Origin of the sequence: Nonomuraea antimicrobica (assembly GCF_039536965.1) — a bacterium.
Taxonomy (GTDB): Bacteria; Actinomycetota; Actinomycetes; order Streptosporangiales; family Streptosporangiaceae; genus Nonomuraea; species Nonomuraea antimicrobica.
On sequence record NZ_BAAAZP010000111.1, the window covers coordinates 73,773 to 93,139 of the forward strand.

Sequence of the window (19,367 nt, forward strand, 5' to 3'; positions counted from 1 at the left end):
GCGGCCCGTTCGCGATCACCACGGCGCACACCCGGGAGCAGGCCGAACGCGAGGTGGACGGCCTGCTCCGCGACGGCTCGGCCGACGCGCTCTTCACGGCCAACAACCGCGCGACGATCGGCGCGCTGCTGGCGTTCCAGCAGGCCGGCCGGCGGCTGCCCCTCGTCGGCTTCGACGACTTCGAGACGTCGTTGCTCGGCGATCCGCCGGTGTCGGTGGTGAGCCAGGACATCGAGCTGATGGGGCGCACCGCGGCCGAGCTGGTGCTCGCCCGGCTGAACGGCGGCACCTCGCCGTTCGCCACCCGGGTGCTCCCCACGCGGCTCGTCCTCAGGGGCTCGGAGAGACCTCCGGCCGGGTGAGCCGGCCGTCCGGCGCGCGGGTCTCGTCAGGCTCGTCGAGCGCCAGGCCGTTCAGCACGCCCTGCAGGTATCCGATCGCGTGTGCCCGGCCCCGGCTGCAGTACGCCTCGGAGGACGTGTCGCCCCAGGTGTCCAGGTCTCCGATCATGGCCGGTACGTGGTCGTCGATGAGGAACCCGGCGAACCCGGAGTCGGCGAGCCGGCGGATCACCCGTGCCGGGTTGTAGTTTCCCTCGCCGAGGAAGCATTCGCGGAAACGCGGCACCGTCCCGCGCACGTCCCGGAAGTGGACGTAGAAGATGGACGGCCCCAGGAGGTCGATGACCTCGTTGACGCTCTGCTCGCCGGCCATCTCCGACACCGTCCCGAGGCAGAGGTTCAGCCCCCATGACGGGCTGCCCCCGGCCTGCTCGCGCGCCCGCCCGATGGCGGCCGGGGAGGTGAAGATCCGGGCGACGCCCCCCAGGGGCTCGTCGACGGGCGGATCGTCGGGGTGCAGGGCGAGCCGCACGCCGACCTCCTCCGCGACGGGGAGAACGGCGTCGAGGAAGTACTGGTGGTTGGCCCACATCTGGTCGGCCGTGATCGGCTCGTCCACGGGCTGGTCCGGGGTCAGCCGGTAGCCGGCCAGGGCGTTGCCGCGATGTGCCGCGTCGAGGTCGAAGGCGGTGACCAGGGCGCCGCCGCGGCCCTTCGCGGCCATGTCGGTGCGCCAGACGTAGGTGGCGAGGAAGTTGTAGCCGAGCAGGTCGATGCCGACGGCGGCGAGGTTGCGGAGGGTTTTCCGGTAGTTCGCGATCTGCTCGTCCCTGCCGGGCAGGCCGCGCTGGATCTTCCAGAAGTGGGCGACCGGGACGTTCTCCAGGCCGTCGATCGACAGCCCGTCGGCGTCGCAGCGTTCCCTGAGTGCCTTCAGCTCGGCCAGGCTCCAGTGGCCGTCGGCTCCGGGCAGCAGGTCGGGCGTGTGCAGTTGCACGCCCGTGAGCCCGAGCTGGTGGGCGAAGGTCGCGACGCGGGAGTCGTACCTGTCGATGTGGCCCAGGGAGATGCGGATGGTCATTTCAGTCCGTGAAGTAGTCGGGGTGCTCGGCGCGCAACGACGGGCCGAGCTCGAGAGCGCGCCTGGCGTGCCGGCTGATCAGGGCGCGGCCGGTCGGCAGGTCGGCGGCCTCCAGCGCGTCGACGATCTTCGTGTGCTCGTCGATCAGCTCCCGCACCGCGGCCAGGTCGGGCAGGGCGAGCCGGCGCAGCCGGTCGAGCTGCAGCTTCATCCGCTGCACCGCCTGCCACGCCCGCGGATAGCCGCTGAGCGAGAAGATCTCGCTGTGCAGGGCCTCGTCGGACGCGAAGAAGGCGTCGTAGTCCTCGGTGCGATAGCTGTGCTCCTGCCGGTCAAGCAGCTCGCGCAGCACGGTGACGTCTGGCTCCGGATCGGCGCACACCTTCTCGAAGGCCGCGACCTCCAGGCTCTCGCGGACGAAACGCGCCTCCTCCACATCGCGCAGGCTGATCAGCCCGACTCGGGTGCCGACCTGCGGCACGACCCGTACGAGTCCCGCGTCCACGAGCCGGGCCAGGGCTTCCCGCACCGGCGTGCGGCTGACGTGCAGCCGTTCGGCGAGGTCGGTCTCGGACAGGGAGGCTCCGGGGACGAGTCGCAGCTCGCGGATCGCGGAGACCAACTCGTCGTAGACGCGATCGGAGGTCCGGGTCGGCGCGCGGTCTCGGGTGACCGGCGACAGCCTCGGGTCGCGCCCGGCGGGCGTGGGCTCGGGGACGAGCGCTCGATGGGAACTCACGAAATTGATCGTTGCATGTGAATAGCTTGTATGCAAGTATCCAGCCATTAACCTGATCGTCGCAAAGGGGAAACAAAGCGCCCTCCGGCACGCGGTCGGCCGCCGGACCCCATAGCGGGCGCCGAACGCTCTCGACGGCCGTGCCCGCCGCCGCTGATCACCCGAGAAAAACCCTGAACAACAGTTGTGAGGACGTCATGCTCAACCGAAACGCGCGACTCACCGCGGCCGCCGCCATCGCCGCCACCGGCCTCGCGCTGACGGGGTGCTCCGGCACCACCGGGGCGAGCACCAGCGGCCCGGTGAGCCTCACCTTCTGGGGCTGGGCCGCGGGCTACGAGAAGTCCGTCGCGCTGTGGAACGAGTCCCACCCCGGCATCCAGGTGAAGTACGAGGCCATCACCGACGGCGGCGCGGGCGGCTACGACAAGATGTTCACCGCCGCCAAGGCGGGCACGGCCCCTTGCCTCGCGCAGATCGGCTACGAGACGTTCGCCAGCTTCCTCGCCGCCGGGCTCCTTCAGGACGTCAGCGAGCACGCCGCGCCGCGGCGGGCCGAGTTCCCCGACTGGGTGTGGGGCAACGTCGGCATCGACGGCAAGATCTTCGGCGTGCCGGTCGACACCGCGCCGATGGGCCTGTTCTACCGTTCCGACCTCTTCAAGAGCGCGAAGATCGAGGCGCCGAAGACCTGGGAGGAGTTCAGGACGGCCGCCGCGGCGGTGAAGGCCGCCGACCCGAAGTCCCGCATCATGAACCTGCCCACCGACCCCTACCTCTACGCGGGGTTCGCCTGGCAGGGCGACGCCCCCTGGTTCGGGGTCAGCGGCGACGCCTGGACGGTCTCGATGAACAGCGCCGCCAACAGCAAGGTCGCCGGCTACTGGCAGGGGCTCTTCGACGAGGACCTCGTCACGTCCTATCCGGCCTTCGACGCGGCGCTCTACACCGCATGGAACAGCGGCGAGGTGTGGGCGGAGGTCGGCCCGGTCTGGTCGGCATCGCTGATCAGGGACAACGCCGCCGGCTCCGCGGGCAAGTGGGCCGTCGCGCCGATGCCCCGCTGGGACACCGCGGACTCCGTCGGCAACTCGGGCGGCTCGGCCACGGCCGTCATGAAGGGCTGCGCGAATCCCAAGGAGGCCACCGAGTTCGCCCTGTGGATGTCGACCGACGACAAGTCCGTGTCGAACCTGATCAAGTCCGCGGCGATCCTCCCGGCCTCCGCGTCCGGGCTCGCCAACCCGGCGCTCGACGCCCCGGAGAGCTACTACGGCGGCCAGGCCATCTACCAGCTGTTCCGCGCGGAGTCGGCCAAGGTGAACCCGAACTGGCGGTGGGGCCCGGTGATGTCCACCACGGCCTCGGCCCTCGGTGACGGCCTCGGCAAGGTGCCCGCCAAGAGCGCCACCTTCCAGGACGCGCTGAACGGCGCCCAGACGGGCACGGTCTCCGCGCTGCAGGCCCAGGGCTTCTCCGTCGGCAAGTAGCCCCGCGCACACCCCGGCCCTTCGACAGACAAGGTCATCGTGTCCCCCGTGACGAGACAGCGGCCGAGCCGGCTTCGCGAGCTCCGGCGAGCCGCGCCGTTCGTGCTGCCGTTCCTCCTGCTCTTCGTCGTCGTCTACCTGGTGCCCGCCGGGTACTCCGTGGTCCAGAGCTTCTTCGCGGTGAAACGCTCCGGCCTGGGCCTCGGCGGCGCGGAGACCGTGTTCGCGGGGCTCGGCAACTACGTGCGGATCTTCCAGGACGCGGACTTCATCGCGGCCCTGGGCCGGGTGGGCTTCATCGGCGTCGTCCAGGTGCCCGTGATGCTGGGCATCGCGCTCGTCCTCGCCCTGCTCCTCGACTCGTCCGTGTCGAGGGGACGCAGGTTCTTCAGGATCGCGTACTTCGTGCCCTACGGGCTGCCCGGGGTGATCGCGGCCCTGGTGTGGTCGTTCCTGTACGCGCCCACGCTGAGCCCCATCACCGGGTTCTTCGCCTCGATCGGCGTGGACCTCAGCTTCGTCACCGACGGCGCCCTGCCGTTCTCGATCGCGAACATCCTGACGTGGGCCTGGACCGGCTACAACACGATCCTGATCTTCGCGGCGCTGCAGGCCATCCCCGAGGAGACGATGGAGGCCGCCGCCCTGGACGGCTGCTCAGGCTGGAAGGCCGCGCTGCTCATCAAGGTCCCGCTGATCCGGCCGGCCCTGCTGCTCACGCTCGTCTTCTCCATCATCGGCACCGCCCAGCTCTACAACGAGCCGGTCACCATGAAGGCCGTGGCGCCGAACCTGTCGTCCACCTACACCCCGATCATGGCCGCCGTCCGTTCGCTCTCGGCCAACGACTTCAACTACGCGGCCGCGCAGTCCGTGGTGCTCGGAGCCCTGATCTGCGTGCTGTCCGTTCTCGTCTTCCGCGCCTCGGCCAGGAGCGTCACCTGATGACCGCCGCACTGCAATCGCCCCCGCGAACCGATCCCGTCGCCAAGGCGCCGAGCCGCCGGCGGCGGCCCAGGACGCACCCGCTCACGACCGTGAGTCCCTTCTCACGCGCGTTCGTGCTGGCCGTCATGACCCTGTTCGCCGTCTACTTCCTCCTCCCGGTGTGGTGGCTGGTCGTCTCCGCCACCAAGGGCGGCGGGGAGATCTTCTCGGGCAACGGGTTCTGGTTCGGCGAGCGCTTCGCCCTGGTGGAGAACGTCCAGACCCTGTTCCAGGCTCAGGGCGGCATCTACGCGCGCTGGCTGCTCAACTCGCTGCTGTACGCGGTGGGCGGCGGGATCGTCTCCACGATCCTGGCGTCCATGTGCGGGTACGCGCTCGCGAAGTTCGCCTTCCCCGGCCGCGAGGCGGTCTTCGGCACCGTGCTGGCCGCGGTGCTCCTGCCCGCGCCCGTGCTCGCCATCCCGCTCTACCTGGTGTTCAGCTTCACCGGCACGATCAACACGTTCTGGGCCGTCTTCATCCCGAGCATCGTCAGCCCTTTCGGCGTGTACCTCAGCCGGATCTACGCCGCGTCCTCGATCCCGGACGCCCTGCTCGAGGCGGGCCGGATCGACGGCGCAGGAGAACTACGCATCTTCGCGATGGGCGTGCGACTCATGGCGCCCGCGATGGTGACGATATTCCTGTTCCAGTTCGTCGCGATCTGGACGAACTTCCTGCTGCCCTCACTCATGCTCGCCGACACGTCACTCCAGCCGGTGACCGTCGGTCTCGTCGGCTGGCGCGAGCTGCAGGGCTATCCCATCGGCTACAGCACCGTCGTCACGGGCGCGCTCGTCTCCATCGTGCCCGTGGTCGCCATGTTCCTGTCGCTGCAGTCGTTCTGGAGCAAGGGCCTCGCGACGGGGGCCGTCAAGTAGCCGACCCGCACACCAGCGAAAGGGTGACTCATGACCATCCTGGCCGGGGCACTGGCCTCCTTATGCGCCGCCGCGCTGCTCGTGGCGCCGCATGGAGCCGCCGCCGAAGCAGCCGACCCCCCACCGGTCAACCTCCTCGCCGCCGACATGGACACCGGATTCGACAGCGGCACGAGTTCGCTGACCGTGGCCAACCCGGCCTCGGGAGGCACCCAGCAGATCGTGAGCGTGGGCGGTGACAACGCTGTCGAACTCCGGGACGCGGCCCAGGGCACGAACCTGTCGAGCTACTTCTCCCGGCGCTGGTCCTCCGGTGCGCTGAAGGACCGAATCAACGCCGTCTACGCCCTGCCGGTGGGCAGCCCCGCCCAGCAGTTCGCGCTGCGCTACGAACTCAAGCGGAGCGCGGCCGGCACCAAGCCCGTCGCCAAGGACATCTACGCGCAGATCCAGTTCGGCAACTTCGACAACAACCTGGTGCCCCGGTTCCCCGTCCCGGCGGTGAGCGTCACCACGACCTCCGCCTACACCGGCACCTCCAGCGCCCTGTCGCAGGTCGACGAGACCGACCTCGCGCAGTACCGCTTCACGATCGTGCCCAACGGCGGTCAGCGGCTCATCTCGACGGTCGAGGTCGGCTTCTCGGTACGCGTGGACACCGGCGGCACCGACGAGGCGATCGTCGTCGACGACCTCGGCGTCTACGAGCTGGGCAGCGTCTCCGACTCGGCGCCCCCGACCGCGCCGGCGGCGCTCACCCGCGGGGCCGTGTCCTCCAGCGGCGTCTCGCTCAGTTGGACGGCCTCCACCGACGACGTCGGCGTGACCGGGTACGACGTCTACCGTGACGGCTACCAGGTCACGTCCGTGGCCGGGAACGCCACCTCCGCGGTCGTGGGCGGCCTGATGCCCGCGACGAGCTACACGTTCACGGTGCGGGCGAAGGACGCGAGCGGCAAGGTCAGCGCGCCGAGCGCACCGCTCACCGCCACCACCGGCCCGTACGTGCCCGAGTCGCCGGCCCCGTTCCCCGGCACCCGCGAGACCCGGTCGGGCTGGCTGTGGGACAAGACCAAGGCCATGAAGGAGGAGAGCGGCGCGGTCAACGTGGCCCAGTACACGGCGCAGCTCGCGGACCACGAGAACGTGGCGGCCAACCTCGCCAAGCTCGACACGCTCTTCCAGAGCTACGACTACGAGCAGTACAAGACCATGGCGAAGATGTACGCCTACCTCATGGTCGGGGACCAGTTCAGCGCCGGCACGCTGGCGCACGTGCGGAGCTACTTCGCCTCGTACGCCTACCAGAAGCACCCGCAGACCGAGAACCTGCGGATGAGCAACTACGCCACCGGCTACCTCGTCGGCCAGTACTTCCCCGACCTCGCCGACCTGAACGGCAACTCCGGGGAGGTGCTGAAGAGCATCAACAAGGCCAACCTCCTCGAGATGGTGAACGCGGGCGTGCGGCGGGGATGGGCCGAGTACCAGAGCCCCGAGTACACCTTCATGACGTACTTCTGCCTCAACGCCGTCTACCAGTGGGCCGACGACGCCGACCTCCGCCGGCAGGTCAAGATGGCGATGGACGTCATGTGGTTCGAGTGGGCGAACGACTGGATCGACGGCTACATGATCTCGTCGGAGAGCCGGGCCAAGGGCGACGCGCACGCGGCCAACGACCCGACGTGGCGGGCGGCGGACCACTCGACGCTCGCCTGGACGTACTTCGGCAGCCACCGGGCGCAGCAGGGCGTCGGCGAATCGGACAACCCGGCGCCGGCGGCGTACCGTCCGAACCTCGAGTACGCCGGCCTCGCCGCCTGGCGGGGGATGACGTACGCGCCGCCCGAGCTCGCCGTGCGGATCGGCCGGCGGACCGACAAGTCGTACACCTCCCGCAAGACGAACCTGCAGAACTCGAGCGGGCGGGCGATGGACATCTACCGCACGAGCTACGTACGCCCCACCTGGGGTCTCGGCACGGAGGTCCAGTACCGCCGGGTCGACAACTGGATCGAGGACCTGCCGGTCGTGCTCCGCTGGCACTCCGACGCCGCCAACCCGCTCTTCCGGCTGTCGGCCGACCAGGGCACCGCCCCGATCGGCACGTACAACCAGCCCGCCAACCACCGCGTGATGCAGAACGGCCCGACGGCGCTGGGCGTCTACAAGTCGTCGGGCGACCAGACCTCCAACTACCTCAACGCGCTGTTCCCCACCTCCGGCTCGATCCGCGAGCGCCGCGAGGTCGGCGGATGGACGGTCGCCGACGCCGGGTCCATGTACTTCGCGTACAAGCTGGTCAAGCCGGGCACGTGGTACCGCCAGACGCCGAACGACCCGGCCAACAGGGTGAAGACGACGGCGCAGACCCACCCGACCGCCGCTCTCAGCTACAGCTACGACATCCTGCGCAGCCAGGCCGACACGAACGGCTGGGCCCTGGAGACGGCGGACGCCTCTGCGTACGCCGACCTCGACGCGTTCGCGGACGCCCTGGTCAGCACCACGCGCATGGACGTCAGCCACCTCGATGACGCCAATCCCCGGCTCGTCTACCACAGCCTGAGCGGGGACGAGCTCGACCTCACCTTCGACGCCGCGGCCCAGGCGCCCGGCCCCGCCCACCTCGTCAACGGCACGGCGATCGACTACGACTCGTTCAAGCTGTTCGACACCCCGTGGCTGCGGCAGGACAAGCTGGGCGCCACGTTCACCGCCTCGGTGGACGGCGCCTCCGTGGTCTACGACTTCGACCAGTGGACGGTGACGACCCTCCCGGCTCCGGCCCGCCCCGCCGCGACCAGGCTCACGCCCGGCAACGGACGGGCCACCGGCCCACTCGACGGCTCGTAGCGCTCAGGCAGGGCGCTCAGCAAGGGTGCCCTCCGCGTTCACCTGGAGGGCACCCCTGCTGGTCGGACGAGGCTCAGTCGCAGTGCACGTCTTCGAGGTCGATGCTCTTCCCTGCCACTACCGTTCCGCTCACGTCGATGCACTGGCCGGGCGCGGAGACGTACACCGGGCCGGCGTAGTACTGGTAGTAGTCGGCGTCGACGTCGTACCCGGTGTCGTTGCCTCGCGAGATCGAGACACCCTTCCAGGTCGTGGTGCCGTTGTAGGAACCGTAGCCGTAGGCCAGGGCGCAGTTCTTGCCGGCGCTGGAGTTGTAGTACACCTCCAACGTGCCCGTGCGGGACCCGGTCTTGGGGATGGGGTAGACGTCGACCCGGGTGTAGCCGCTGCCGCAGGGTCCAACCGCACTGGCCGGGGCGGCGCTCACCATCAGCGTGGTGGAGGCGGCCAGGGCGGCGCCGGCCAGGAGGGTCGCCAGCTTGCGTGTGCGCACGGGTTTCCTTTCACATGCCATTGATGTGATCATGGATACCACCGGCCCGTGACCACCACCACAAATCAGACTTGATGTGACGATTCACACAGGGGTCTGTCGCCCTTGCAGCGGCGCTCCAAGCCTGCCCGAAGGCCGCACGTGTGCTGATCGTTCGCGGCGGTATGAGGCGAGGATGAGCACACGTTCCGCCCACGGTGGTGGCGGACGTCCTGGCGGCGTGGCTCGCGACACGTCGGCCAAGGCGCAATGACCCGGGCAATGTGTTCGATGGTTATGGGCGCGGCTCGCTCGTCCCGCTTTGATGACCCTTTCGCGGGATTCGCGAGCCGGGCCTTCACCCGCATATGGAGCGCCATACTGATTTGCGTGTGGCGTCAGTTCCAGCCCTGCCGGAATTTACCGTGGGCGGCATTTCTCGGCGAACTCAGCCGGGTGGCACCGCGCCGTTCTTGGAGACGGGGACGGCGAGCTGTGCGGGGCCGGTGATTCTGAGTTCCTCGGCCGGGAGGTTGCCCAGCACCGGATTGAGGTGTCTCAGCGTCAGCGACACCGGGGCGATGGCCTGGCCGGTGATGTCGAACTTCTCCAGGTCGATCCAGCGGACGAGTTCGAAGACGTCCGGTGGGATCTCGTCACCGCCTTTCTGCACCGGTACGCAGAGCTGGCGGGCGGTGGTGACCTGTACGGACCTGGGCGGGATCTGATTGGTCAGCACCGGGTTGAGCTGGGTGAGGTTGAGGCCCAGGTTCATGGCCGGATTCGGCTGGTGCGCATGGCACAGCAGGTCGATGTGGGAGATGACCTGCAGGATGTCGGGGGTGGGGATCACGCCGTTCTTGGCGACCGGCACGCACAGGTGCTGGGGCGCGAGCAGCGTGGCGCTGAAGCCCGGCACGTTCTGCAGGACCGGGTTGAGATGGCGAAGGCTCAGGTTCTGGTTGATCTGCGGCCCGGTCACCCGGTAGCACGAAAGGTCGACGAACCTGAGGTAGCCGAGCACGCTCGACGGCGGGACGACGTTGTTCTTGGCCACCGGGACGCACAACTGCTCGCGCTGGCCGAGCGTGACCTGCACGGGTGGCTGGTTGACGAGCACGGGGTTGATGTGGCGCAGCGTCAGCGGGACGGCCGGCGGCTGGTACGCGGTGGTCCTGAAGCACTCCAGGTCCAGATACGACACGAACTCCTTCGGCGTCGGCAGCGCCAGGGCCGCCGCGGGCGGGGCGACGAGGAAGGCGGCGGCGAATATCGCGAGGCCGGCCGATAAGAGTCGTCTCACCGTGATTCTGTTGCTGGGATTTGGTGCGCCCTTTCCGTTCATCCGTCCTCCAGAGTCGGATAATTGTGCCTCGACTGTGCGCCTTCCGGCCGGACCCGACAAGTATGCTGACCGCTATTTGCCACGACGGTCCAAAATTGCGTGACCGATAATCCGACTGCGGGCAGGCTGCGCGCGGCCGGCATCACTGTGCGCCGCGGCCCGGCCCACCGGACCAAGGCAGCGCGAACCCGTCATGCCGGGAGGTCGCCGTACCCTCACCCGTTGCTGGCGTTGCCGGCAGGCGACCAGAACTTCATGATCCACGGGTATTGACAATCGCGCCGGGTCCTGCCGGAGTGGACGTGGCTGTACCTACCAGAGAGGACTTGTCATGTCCCAGACGTACCGGCGGGTGGTCGTGCGTGTCGGTTTAGCCCTTGGCCTTGTGCTCGCCTCGATCGCGTTCGTGGCCTCGCCCGCCTCGGCCCACACCCTGCGCGAAGCCGTCGTTTCCGAGCAGGGGTGCGGTTGGCCGAACGGCGCCTATACGCAGCTCATCAGGAATGACCTTTGGGATGACCAGAACAACATGCCCTTGGGCGAAGTCTATGTGTTGTGGAACGGCACCTATCAGGAGAACTGCGTAGTCACTCTGCGGGTCGGCCGGGCGGACGGCGTGGCCAGTTACACGGAGGCCGTCCTGGAGCGCCAGGGCAGGACGACCATCAGGGACGAGGGTAACTACGCCCACTACGCGGCGGCCAGCGGCTACGCCGCCGACACGTGCATCAAGTGGACGGGATCCATCAAGGCGATCTACGGCGGCTTGATCTACGGCTCCACCACGACCTCGTGGCGGTTCTGCGACTAGGCCCTGCTGTCGTGGCCGAGTGAGGTCTCCGGCGGATGGATCAACGACCAGGAAGTCCATCCGCTCGGAGACCTTGCGGCCCTTCAGCCCTGGCCGGGGACCCAGTTGCGCACGACCGGGGCGTATCCGGCCGGCTTGTCCCCGACCTTGACGCCCGGGCTGACCAGCCAGCTCTGGTAGTCCGGCGTGAACATGCGGTAGACCGACGGGGGCGGCACGGCACTCGCCTCGTCGAGTTCGGCGCGCAGGTCCGCGGGCAGCTCGAAGTCGAGCGCGGCCAGGTTCACGTCGAGTTGTTCCGCGCTGCTCGCGCCGACGATCGCGGCGGCGATGCCGGGCTGGGTGGCGACCCAGTTGAGCGCGACCTGGGCCGCCGAGACGCCCAGCCTGCCCGCGACGCTCTCGACCGTGGCCAGGAGCCGCCACTCCTGCTCCGTCCACGACTGCCCGGAGCCGCTGAGCCGGCCCGCTCCCGTCACCCCCTGGCCGGTGGGCCGGTACTTGCCGGTCAGGAAGCCGCCGCCGAGCGGGCTCCACGCGGTGATGCCGAGCCCCAGGCTCTGTCCCATCGGGACGTGCTCCAGCTCGATCGCCCGGCTGATGAGGGAGTAGGGCAACTGCAGGTTGACCACCGGTTCGAGGGAGTGGGCCTCGGCGTAGGTCTGGGCGCGGGAGGCGTACCAACCGGGTACGTCCGACAGGCCCGCGTAGCGGATCTTCCCGGCCCTGGTGAGGTCGTCGAAGGTGCGCATGACCTCCTCGACCGGCGTGATCCGGTCCCAGGTGTGCAGCAGGAACAGGTCGACGTGGTCGGTCCGCAGGCGGCGCAGCGACGCCTCGACCGCCCTGATCATGTGCTTGCGGCCGTTGCCGCCCGCGTTCGGATCGCCGGGGTCCACGCTGTTGGTGTACTTGGTGGTGAGTACCAGCCGGTCGCGTACCTTGGCCTCGGCGATGAGGTTGCCGAGGATGACCTCGCTCTCGCCGGCGGTGTAGAAGTCCGCGGTGTCGATGAAGTTCCCGCCCGCTTCGAGATAGCGGCGGAAGATCGGGCGGGCCTCCTCCTCGGTCTTGCCGTAGGCGGCGTGGAAGCCGCCGGTGCCGAAGTTCATCGTGCCCAGCGCCAGCGGGCTGACGCGCAGTCCTGAGCGTCCGAGCAGGTAGTAGCGGTCCATGGGCATGGCGGTCCCTCTCCGTTCAGATACGACGCGGTTCAGCTTGCGCAGCCAAAAATGGACTGTCAAGTCCAGAAATGGCCCGGCCGGATCAGGAGAGGGCGCGCGAGCGGTCAGTCGTTCCTGGTCCGGGTCAGGGAACGAGGGCGCAGGTCGGTCCAGTGGGTCTCGATGTAGTCCAGGCAGGCGGCCCGGGTGTGCTCGGTGAGGACGACGGTCCAGCCGGCCGGGACCTCCGCGAAGGAGGGCCACAAGGAGTGCTGGTTCTCGGCGTTGACCAGGACCAGGAAACGGCCGTCGGCGTCGTCGAACGGGTTGGTGGTCATGTTCGGTCCCTCCGGGGAGTCAGATGGGTCGGGTGGCACGCCGTCGAGGGCGACGACGTGGGCTCATCGGGCCACGGCCGAGCGGTAGTCCTCGTCGGTGGTGAGGAGGTCGCGATGGGTGCTCTCCGCGGTGATGACGCCGTCGTCCAGGACGAGGACGCGGTCGGCGGCGTCCAGGAAGGCCGGGCTGCTGGTGATCACGATGGTGGTGCGGTCGCGGCGCAGCCGTGCGACGTTGCGCGCGATGAGCTGTTCGGTGACCGCGTCGACGGCGGTCGTCGGGTCGTGCAGGACGAGGATGTCGGCGTCGGCGGCGAGAGCGCGGGCCAGGGACAGCCGTTGGCGCTGCCCGCCGGAGAGGTTCGCGCCCCGGTCGCGGACGCCGTGGTCGATCCCCTCGTGGTGGAGGGCGATGACGTCGGTCAGCATGGACGCCTCGACGGCCTCGGCGACCAGGCGGCCGGTGCCCGCCGGGTCGATGTTCGTACGGAGGGTGCCCGCGAAGATCTCCGCGTCGTACGGGTTCACCAGCAGGTGCTCGCGGACCGCCTCGATCGACAGGTCCCGCGTTTCGTGCCCGCCGACCCGCACGACCCCCTCGTACGCGCCGGGCGGGACGTGCACGGCCAGGAGGGAGACGAGGTCGGCCGCCGCGCGCGGCCGGTAGGCGGCGATCGCCACGAACTCGCCGGCGGACACGTGGAACTTCAGCCCGCGCAGTGACCCGTATCGGACGTCGTCGACCTCCAGGTCCCCGCCCGCGGACGGGCGCCGTGTCCCCGGGGTCATCACCGCGGGCGCGGCCAGGACCAGCGCCATCCGCTCGGCCGACGCGCGCGCGACCATCACGTACTTCGGCATCTCCGAGAACAGCTTGAGCGGTTCCATGATGAACTGCGCCAGCCCCACGCCCATGACGAGTTGCCCGATGCTGATCCGGCCGTCGAACGCCAGCCACCCGGCCGTCAGGGTCACGGCGGTGGCGAGGACCGCGTTGAGCGCGAGCGCGGCGCCGGCGTACGCGCCGTTCACCTTCGCGACGGTGATCGCCTGGCTCTTCGCCTCCGTGCTGACCTTCCGGTAGGACAGGAACGCCGCGTGGTTGCCGCCGAAGCCGTGCAGCGGGCGCAGGCCGGTGATCAGGTCGGCCACCTTCGCGCCCGCCCGCGCGACCCGGGCCTGCTGTTCGCGGGTGCCGGCGCCGATCCGCTGGGAGATCACGCTCAGGATCGACAGGATCGCGATGGTTCCCACGATCACCAGCAGGCCGAGCCAGACGCTGGCCGTGCCCAGCGCGACCGCGGTGATCAGCACCGCGACCAGTGAGCTGACCAGCAGCGGCACCACCTCGATGATGTCCGCGGTCTGGTCGGCGTCCTCGGTGGCGATGGTCAGGACCTCGCCGGACTTGAGATCGACGTCCCTGGCCACCGGTTGCAGCCCGCAGGCCGCGACCCGTACCCGCCAGCGGTGCGCCTCGGTCGTGTTGGCCTTCTGCAGGATGCGCATGCCGAACCGCCACGACAGCGACACGGTCGTGATGATCACGGCGAGCGCGGCGATCGACCAGCCCAGGGAGGCGAGGCTGCGCTCCCGCAGCGTGTGCTCGACGATCAGTCCGAGCGCGATGGGGAAGGCGGTCTCGGCGGCCTGGTACATGCCCATGAGGACGGTGCCCCAGGTCATGGCGCCCGCGTTGCGCCGCAGCGCGGTCCGCAGGATGCCGGATCCGGTCAGGGACATGTGCTGGTCAGGAGTTGTCATCGAGGTGCCGGGCAATCGCTTCCGGGGTTCGCAGGGCGAGGAGGTCACGGATGGTGATCACGGGGCCGTACTCGCGGCGGAGCAGCCCGATCAGTCGTACGGCCAGCATGGAGTGCCCTCCGAGTGACGAGAAGTCGCTCACCGCGCTCACCTCGTCCTCGTCCAGGTCCAGCGCCTCGGCGAAGAACTCGCACACCACCGCCTCGGTCCCGGTCACCGGGCCGCGCTCGCCCGCCGTGGTCAGCGCGCCCAACGGCCTGGCCTCCGGCAGCGCCTTGACGTCGGCCTTCCCGTTCACCGTCAGCGGGATGGCGGCGACGTCGGCGTAGTGCGTGGGGCGCAGGTGGTCCGGCAGCCCGCCGCCCACCTCGGCGGCGACCGTCGCCAGGTCGGAGTCACCCAGGACGAGGTACGCGGCCAGCCGGTACGCGCCGTCGCCCCCCGGTTCGGGCTGGGCGACCACGGCGGCGAACCGCACCGCGGGGTGCGCCGCGAACGCGGCCTCGACCTCGCCCGGCTCGACCCGGTGCCCCCGGATCTTGACCTGCTGGTCGGTGCGGCCCAGGTACATCAGGTTCCCGTCGGGCCGCCGGACCACGAGGTCTCCTGTGCGATACATGCGTTCGCCCGGTTCGCCGAACGGGCACGCGACGAACCGGTGCGCGGTCTGGGCGGGCTGCCCGAGATAGCCGCGCGCGATGCCGACGCCCGACACGTACAGCTCGCCGGGAACGCCGTCCGGAACGGGCCGCAGCCAAGGGTCGAGCACGTACACGTCGGTGTTGTCGATCGCCACGCCCACCACCGGGTCCTGGCACTCGAAGGTGCCGACGCCGAGGGTGTTGATGGTGTACTCGGTGGGTCCGTACAGGTTGTAGCCGACCGTCCCCTCGGTCTCGGCGAGCCGCCGCCACAATGCCGGGGTGACCGCCTCGCCGCCCAGCAGCACCAGCGCGGGCCGCCGTGCCGGGTCGTCGAGCAGCCCCTCGGCCACCAGTTGCCGCGCGTAGGTGGGGGTGACGTTGACGACGTCGATGCCGTGCTCCAGGCAGTACTCGACCAGGCGGGGCGCGTCGCGGCGCAGCTCCTCGTCGCAGATGTGCACCTCGTGGCCGTCGGCGAGCCACAGGAGCTCCTCCCACGACATGTCGAACGCGAACGACACGGTGTGCGCGATCCTGAAGACCCGGTGCGCGTGCTCCGCCAGCACCGGGCCGAAGATCCGGCGCTGGTGGTTGACCAGCATGTTGGTGAGCCCGGCGTACTCGGTCACCACGCCCTTGGGCCTCCCGGTCGATCCCGAGGTGTAGATGGTGTAGGCGGGGTGCCGCAGGCGGTTCGGATCGTCCGGCGCGAACGTGGTGAAGGGCTCGGCCTCCGGCAGGGGGCGGTCCAGCTCGATCAGGTCGCCGGTCAGCCGGGGAGAGACCGCGCTCACGGTGAGGATCACCTCCGGCCGGGCGTCCGCGACGATGGTGGCGATCCGCTCGTCCGGGTGGTCCAGCTCCAGCGGCACGTACGCGGCCCCGACGCGCAACACGGCGAACAGCGCCACGATCGAGTCGAGAGAGCGCGGGATCGCCAGGCCGACGGTCTTCTCGGGGCCGAGGCCGCGCCGGGCGAGCACACCCGCCACCGCGCGGCTGCGGTCCCGAAGCTCGGCGAACGTCATGGTCCGGCCGTGGGCGACGAGCGCGACCCGCTCCGGGCTGCGGTCCGCCGCCCGGTCGAACCGGTCGACCACGGTGTCGGTGCCGACGTCCGTCCGTTCGGCCGGCTCGGGCTCCGGCCCGAATCCCCGCAGCGCGCCCACCGGCCCGGTCGCGCGGGCCAGGTCGTCGAGCACGCGTACGTAGTCGTCCAGGAGACGGCGGGCGCGCTCCGCGTCGTGGTCGCGATGCTCCAGCTTGACCGTGAGCCGGTCGCCGGGCGTGACGACCCAGGTGAACGGGTAGTGCGTGGAGTCGTCGGCCCGTACCTCGGTGATGCCGTGCCTGGCGTTCATCGTGGCGAACGCGTCCAGGTCCAGGAAGTTCTGGAGCACGAACAGGTTGTCGAACAGGGTGTCGTGGCCACTGGCCCGCTGGATCTCGCCGAGCCCCAGGTGCTCGTGCTCCATCGCCGCGGCTCTGGCCGCGTGCACGGCGGACAGGTAGTCCCGCACGGTGTCGTCCGGTCGTGCCCGCGTCCACATGGGCACGGTGTTGAGCAGGACGCCGACGATGCCGGACAGGCCCTCGCCCTCCCGGCCGGAGACGGTCACGCCGAACACGGCGTCGCCTCGGCCCGTGTGCGCGCCGAGCAGCAGGCCGAGCGCGCCGGTCAGCACCGCGTTCAGCGTGACGCCGTGTGTCCTGGCTGCCGTCCGCAGCAGTCGCGACTGTTCGGCGGACAGCATGCGCACGAGTGCGCGCGGCAGGTCGTCGGGGAGCAACGGTGACGGCCCGTCGAGCAGCGTCGGGCCGGGCAGGCCGGTCAGGTGCCCGGCCCAGAAGCGGTGCGCGGCGGAGGTGTCCTTGGCGTCGAGTGCCCGGGCGTGGTCCTCGAAGCTCGGCGTGGCCGGGGCCGGGTGCGGCGGCTCGCCCGCGACGACGGCCTCGTAGGCGTCGAACAGGTCGCGCAGGACGATCTCGCGTGACCAGCCGTCCCACAGCAGCAGGTGGTAGCTCAGCAGCAGGCCGTCGCGGTCGCCGGGCAGGCGCACCACGGTCAGCCGGATCAGCGGCGGCTCACCCGGGTCGAAGCCCGTGTCGCGGTCCCGGGCGCGCAGGGCTTCGACGTCCGCCTCCGTCGACAGCTCTATCGTGCGGACGTCGACCCGCCGGTTCGCCGCGAGGACCTGGACCGGGTTTCCTCCGGCGTCGGTGGTGAAGGCGGCGCCCACGGCCGGGTGCCGCCTGATCACGTGTGCCATCGCCTCGGCCAGGGCGCCCGCGTCCAGCCGCCGGTCGAAGGCGAAGTAGCTCTGCGCGACGTAGTGCCCGGCCGGGCCCGTCAGTTGCGCCTGGAAGAACAGGCCCTTCTGGAGCGGGGTCACCGGCGCCGTCCGCTCGGTCGTCTCGCAGGCGTCCGCGATCGACTCGAGCGCGCGCCGCCAGTGCTCGGTCAGCTCGTCGGGGATGCCCTCGGCGAGGGTGAAGACCGCGCGCAGGCCGCCGGTGGCCGCGTCGATCCACGCGTTGACCTCGACCGCGTACGGGCTGCGCTGGTCGCCGCCGGTGATGCGCAGGGATTGGGACTCGCTGCCCCGGCCGAGGTAGTTGAACAGCACCTGGGGGCGCGCGTCCAGCAGCGGGGCCGTCTGCGGGTTGAGGTACCTGAGCTGGCCGTAGGCGACCTGCCCGCGCTCGTCCCGCTGGCGTTCCGCGACCTCGCGCGCCGCGGCGACGGGGTCGGTGTGCGCGGTGAGCCGTACGGGTGCGATGGAGGTGAACCAGCCGACCGTCCGCGTGTAGTCGTGGTGTTCGAGCACCGGGACCCGGCCGTGCCGCTCCACCTCGATCGCGAGGTCGGCGGGCGACCGCTGGATGCGCGTCAGCGCGGTACGCAGCGCGCCGCACAGCAACTCGGTGAGACCGACGCCGAGCGCGTCCGGCGCGGTACGCGTCACGCGGGCGGTCACCTCGGGCGCGACCTGCACCTCGATCTCGCGCAGCCCTTCGACGACGGGCAGCAGCGCGGGCGCTTCGAGCGTGGTGACCCAGTGATCGAGGTCGTCGGTCACGTGGGCGGACCGGCTCGTCAGCGCGTCGGCGTATTCGGCGTAGGACGTGGTCGGCGGTTCCGGATGAGCCCCGCGCAGGGCGGCGGCGAGGTCGTCCAGCAGGACCAGCCAGGACACCGAGTCGACGGCGAGGTGGTGCGCGGTGACCACCAGCGTCCGGCTCGCGGCCAGCCACGAGAACGCGATCATCTCCCCGGACTCGGGATCGAGCCGTCCGGCGGCTTCGTTCGCCACGGCCGTCGCGTCGGTCGAGTCCGTACGGGCGACGGCGACCTCGCGGGCGGGCTCGGTGCGCAGGGCCCACGTGCCATGCTCGACGCGCAGCCGCAGCCGCAGGGCCGGGTGCGCGGCCACGACGGCGTTCGCGGCGCGCTCGGCGTCGCCGAACCCGGTGCCCTCGGGCGCCACCAACGTCCTGGCCTGGGCGAACCGGGTGAGAGAGCCGCCCAGCTCCCGTTGCCGCAGGATGATCGGCGTCGGGGCCAGCGGGCCGTCCTCGCCGTGGGCAGGCACGGCGGCCGGGGCCCGCGGCGTGCGCGTCGCCAGGTGCGCGGCGAGCGCGCGCGGCGTCCTGTACAGGAACACCTCACGTGCGGTGATCGGCAGGCCGAGCGCCCTGGCCCGGTTGACCACCCTGATCGCGACGATGCTGTCGCCCCCGGCGACGAAGAAGTCGGTGTCGCCGTGCACCTCGCCCCCGGGCAGCGCCTCGGCGAAGACGGCCACCAGCGTGGCAAGGGTGGAGCCGCTCGCGGTCCCGCGACCGATCACTGAGGCGTCGTCCCGCGCGGTGCGCTCGCCGAGGGCCTTGCGGTCCAGTTTGCCGTTGACCGTCAGGGGCAGGGAGCCGACCGGCAGCACCAGGCCCGGCACCATGTACGCGGGCAGCTTCGCCGACAGCAGGCCGACGAGGTCGTCCGGCGCGTCACCCACGACGTGCGCCACCAGGTGGTCGCCGCCGACGGCCACGGTGACCGCCACGTCCACCACGCCGTCGACCTCCCTGATCACGGACTCCACCTCGCCCAGCTCGATGCGGAAGCCCTTGAGCTGCACCTGGTCGTCGGCCCGGCCGACGAACTCCAACTCGCCGTCGAGCGTGCGGCGGGCGAGGTCGCCCGTGTGGTACATGCGGGAGCCGTCACCCGCGAACGGGTCGGCCACGAACCGGCTCGCGGTGAGCCCCGGCCTGCCCAGATAGCCGTGCGCCACCTGGTCGCCGGCGACGTAGATGGCGCCCACCCGGCCCGGGGGCACCGGCCGGAGCCGGTCGTCGAGCAGGTGGGTGACCAGGCCGGGGATCGGGCCGCCGATCGGGCTGACGCTGTCGCGGAAGGAGTGGGAGGCGCGGGAGGCTTGGGGGGCTTGGGGG

The 19,367-nt window shown here is 70.4% G+C and carries 14 protein-coding genes; 6 read left to right on the plus strand and 8 right to left on the minus strand.

Features of this window, described 5'->3' with window-relative positions; translation table 11 throughout:
- On the plus strand, positions 1-362 hold a 362-nt coding region (locus ABD844_RS31830), incomplete at its 5' end, for a substrate-binding domain-containing protein (RefSeq protein WP_344886406.1).
- Here ABD844_RS31830 and ABD844_RS31835 read toward each other — a convergent pair.
- Positions 331-1,422, minus strand: a complete 1,092-nt coding sequence (locus ABD844_RS31835) for a mannonate dehydratase (protein WP_344886407.1) — start codon at positions 1,420-1,422, stop codon at positions 331-333. The genes ABD844_RS31830 and ABD844_RS31835 overlap by 32 nt on opposite strands.
- A gap of 1 nt (position 1,423) precedes the next feature.
- Positions 1,424-2,161, minus strand: coding sequence for a GntR family transcriptional regulator (locus tag ABD844_RS31840; RefSeq protein ID WP_344886408.1), 738 nt, complete (start codon positions 2,159-2,161; stop codon positions 1,424-1,426).
- 197 nt (positions 2,162-2,358) lie between these two features.
- Between ABD844_RS31840 and ABD844_RS31845 the strand changes: the two genes are divergently transcribed.
- The 4 genes from ABD844_RS31845 to ABD844_RS31860 all read left to right on the plus strand — a co-directional run bounded on the left by ABD844_RS31845 (position 2,359) and on the right by ABD844_RS31860 (position 8,378).
- A complete protein-coding gene (locus ABD844_RS31845; RefSeq protein WP_344886409.1) occupies positions 2,359-3,651 on the plus strand; it encodes an extracellular solute-binding protein in 1,293 nt (430 codons plus the stop codon).
- A 48-nt stretch (positions 3,652-3,699) separates the two neighbouring features.
- Positions 3,700-4,596 carry a carbohydrate ABC transporter permease gene (locus ABD844_RS31850; RefSeq protein ID WP_344886410.1) on the plus strand — a complete coding sequence of 299 codons (897 nt, stop codon included), beginning with the start codon at positions 3,700-3,702 and terminating at the stop codon, positions 4,594-4,596.
- Positions 4,597-4,688: 92 nt separating this feature from the next.
- A complete protein-coding gene (locus ABD844_RS31855) occupies positions 4,689-5,519 on the plus strand; it encodes a carbohydrate ABC transporter permease (RefSeq protein ID WP_344886411.1) in 831 nt (276 codons plus the stop codon).
- Positions 5,520-5,549: 30 nt separating this feature from the next.
- Positions 5,550-8,378 (plus strand): fibronectin type III domain-containing protein, encoded by a 2,829-nt coding sequence (locus tag ABD844_RS31860; protein ID WP_344886412.1) that lies wholly within the window; start codon positions 5,550-5,552, stop codon positions 8,376-8,378.
- A gap of 73 nt (positions 8,379-8,451) precedes the next feature.
- Here the strand turns inward: ABD844_RS31860 and ABD844_RS31865 are convergent, their stop codons facing one another.
- A complete protein-coding gene (locus ABD844_RS31865) occupies positions 8,452-8,871 on the minus strand; it encodes a hypothetical protein (RefSeq protein ID WP_344886413.1) in 420 nt (139 codons plus the stop codon).
- Between the two features lie 427 nt (positions 8,872-9,298).
- Positions 9,299-10,153 (minus strand): hypothetical protein, encoded by an 855-nt coding sequence (locus ABD844_RS31870; RefSeq protein ID WP_344886414.1) that lies wholly within the window; start codon positions 10,151-10,153, stop codon positions 9,299-9,301.
- 373 nt (positions 10,154-10,526) lie between these two features.
- On the opposite strand from ABD844_RS31870, the gene ABD844_RS31875 reads away from it, so the two are divergent.
- Complete coding sequence (locus ABD844_RS31875; protein ID WP_344886415.1) at positions 10,527-11,006, plus strand: hypothetical protein; 480 nt, start codon at positions 10,527-10,529, stop codon at positions 11,004-11,006.
- Positions 11,007-11,089: 83 nt separating this feature from the next.
- Here the strand turns inward: ABD844_RS31875 and ABD844_RS31880 are convergent, their stop codons facing one another.
- From ABD844_RS31880 to ABD844_RS31895, 4 genes are all read right to left on the minus strand, one after another.
- A complete protein-coding gene (locus ABD844_RS31880; RefSeq protein ID WP_344886416.1) occupies positions 11,090-12,187 on the minus strand; it encodes an aldo/keto reductase in 1,098 nt (365 codons plus the stop codon).
- A gap of 107 nt (positions 12,188-12,294) precedes the next feature.
- Complete coding sequence (locus ABD844_RS31885) at positions 12,295-12,507, minus strand: MbtH family protein (protein ID WP_344886417.1); 213 nt, start codon at positions 12,505-12,507, stop codon at positions 12,295-12,297.
- A 63-nt stretch (positions 12,508-12,570) separates the two neighbouring features.
- Positions 12,571-14,250 (minus strand): ABC transporter transmembrane domain-containing protein, encoded by a 1,680-nt coding sequence (locus ABD844_RS31890; protein ID WP_344886418.1) that lies wholly within the window; start codon positions 14,248-14,250, stop codon positions 12,571-12,573.
- Between the two features lie 7 nt (positions 14,251-14,257).
- On the minus strand, positions 14,258-19,367 hold a 5,110-nt coding region (locus ABD844_RS31895), incomplete at its 5' end, for an amino acid adenylation domain-containing protein (RefSeq protein WP_344886419.1).

Bases quoted from the DNA above. Each gene is read 5' to 3' on its own strand.
- ABD844_RS31835 (WP_344886407.1), bottom strand. From the start codon at position 1,422: ATGACCATCCGCATCTCCCTGGGCCACATCGACAGGTACGACTCCCGC.
- ABD844_RS31845 (WP_344886409.1), top strand. From the start codon at position 2,359: ATGCTCAACCGAAACGCGCGACTCACCGCGGCCGCCGCCATCGCCGCC.
- ABD844_RS31860 (WP_344886412.1), top strand. From the start codon at position 5,550: ATGACCATCCTGGCCGGGGCACTGGCCTCCTTATGCGCCGCCGCGCTG.
- ABD844_RS31875 (WP_344886415.1), top strand. From the start codon at position 10,527: ATGTCCCAGACGTACCGGCGGGTGGTCGTGCGTGTCGGTTTAGCCCTT.
- ABD844_RS31880 (WP_344886416.1), bottom strand. From the start codon at position 12,187: ATGCCCATGGACCGCTACTACCTGCTCGGACGCTCAGGACTGCGCGTC.
- ABD844_RS31885 (WP_344886417.1), bottom strand. From the start codon at position 12,507: ATGACCACCAACCCGTTCGACGACGCCGACGGCCGTTTCCTGGTCCTG.
- ABD844_RS31890 (WP_344886418.1), bottom strand. From the start codon at position 14,250: ATGTCCCTGACCGGATCCGGCATCCTGCGGACCGCGCTGCGGCGCAAC.